The organism is Heyndrickxia sp. NPDC080065 (assembly GCF_050281185.1).
In the GTDB taxonomy this organism is placed as follows: Bacteria; Bacillota; Bacilli; order Bacillales; family Bacillaceae_C; genus Heyndrickxia.
On record NZ_JBNNWS010000050.1, the window covers coordinates 1 to 1,562 of the forward strand.

At 38.3% G+C, this 1,562-nt stretch carries 1 protein-coding gene; it reads right to left on the reverse strand.

Features of this window, described 5'->3' with window-relative positions; all coding sequences use genetic code 11:
- Positions 1-112: 112 nt before the first annotated feature.
- Complete coding sequence (locus ACQKP0_RS25715) at positions 113-1,471, reverse strand: IS1182 family transposase (RefSeq protein WP_427408654.1); 1,359 nt, start codon at positions 1,469-1,471, stop codon at positions 113-115.
- Between the last annotated feature and the right edge of the window lie 91 nt (positions 1,472-1,562).

Consider the following 1,562-nt stretch of genomic DNA (forward strand, 5'->3'; position numbering starts at 1 on the left):
TTCAGATTGTAGACAAAAGGGGTTCGAAATGGTCACATTCCGAACCCCTTTTGATATTTTTCTTACTTTTTTACCTTTTTGGATGTATGCTGACCTCTCTCATCCTCATCTACTAGGCCATTTCCGGGCCTTTCCATATCCAATTGGCCATTTTCTTCAAATTCATGGCAGCGAAAGTAAGCATCGCCTGCATCGACAATTTTTTAAGTCCCCTTAACGTTGTCCAACGCATACCATGCTTTTCTTTTGCGTCTGCAAATACACGCTCAATCGTTTCTTTGCGTTTCGCATATATCGGTTTTACATCTTTGTGATGACGAAGATGATCTGCTTCCTCGAGGTACTCTTGCCAAATATGACGAGTCACTACTTTTTGATGATCCTTACTCTCCGTACATTGCGATAAAAATGGACAATTAGCGCAAATATGCTTAGGGGATTTGTATTCACGATACCCTTCTTTCGTCGTGGTAGAGTAATTCAATATCTCCCCTGATGGGCATATGTAACAATCATAGTATTCATCATAAACGTACTCGTGTTTTCGGAAGAAACCTTCTTTTGTACGTGGTCTTGTATAAGGTAAAGCAGGTGTCATTTCATTTTCGATTAAGTATTTCGTGATGGCAGGTGTTTTATAAGCTGCATCTGCCGCAACCGCATCGGGCTTTCCTACAATATTCATTACTTGTTCTACTAGTGGCTCTAGGATTACGCTATCGTGGATATTTCCTGGTGTCACCATATTTCCTAAAACAAATCCTTTGCGGTCAGAAGCCGCATGAAAAGAATAAGCGAACTGTTTAGTTCGTTCGTCTTTCACATAGTAGCCACTCTCAGGATCTGTGGTACTTTCTTTTATTTCTTTTGTGTCTTCTTTTTCAAATTTATCTGGTGGAAATGGCTTTTTTCCATGATCTTCCCGGTCCTGGTTGATTTCTTCTTGGAGCTGTTCTTGATAGGCACGTGTTTCTTTTCGTACCACCTTTTTTTCGAATTTACGTTTATTCGCACTCGCTTTTACATGAGTGGAGTCGATAAAAACATGTTCTGCGCTTATCAAATTCTTTTCAGCTGCTGTTTTTAGAATTCGATAGAAAATCTGTTCAAACAAATCGGTATCTTTAAAACGACGCTCGTAGTTCTTTCCAAAGGTAGAAAAATGAGGGACTTTATCATAGAAACCATAACCCAGAAACCAGCGATAGGCCATATTCGTTTTTAATTCTTCAATCGTTTGACGCATCGAACGAATGCCAAATGTATATTGAATGAAGGTAAGTTTAATCAAGATCACGGGATCAATACTTGGGCGACCAACTTCGGAATATGTTTCTTCCACTAAATCATAAATAAAAGAGAAATCAATCGCTGCCTCCATTTTTCGGACTAAATGATTTACAGGTACCAACTGGTCTAAAGCAATCATTTCTACTTGATCACGTTGAATGGAATTATGTTTTGAAAGCATCTTCATCACCCCAAGTATTATTTCTATTTATATTTTAAAACAAAAAAGACTGTAGGCAAACTCGATTTTTATCGAGTTTGTCTACAGTCTG

Coding starts and splice junctions, on each gene's coding strand:
- ACQKP0_RS25715 (WP_427408654.1), bottom strand. CDS start 1,471: ATGCTTTCAAAACATAATTCCATTCAACGTGATCAAGTAGAAATGATT.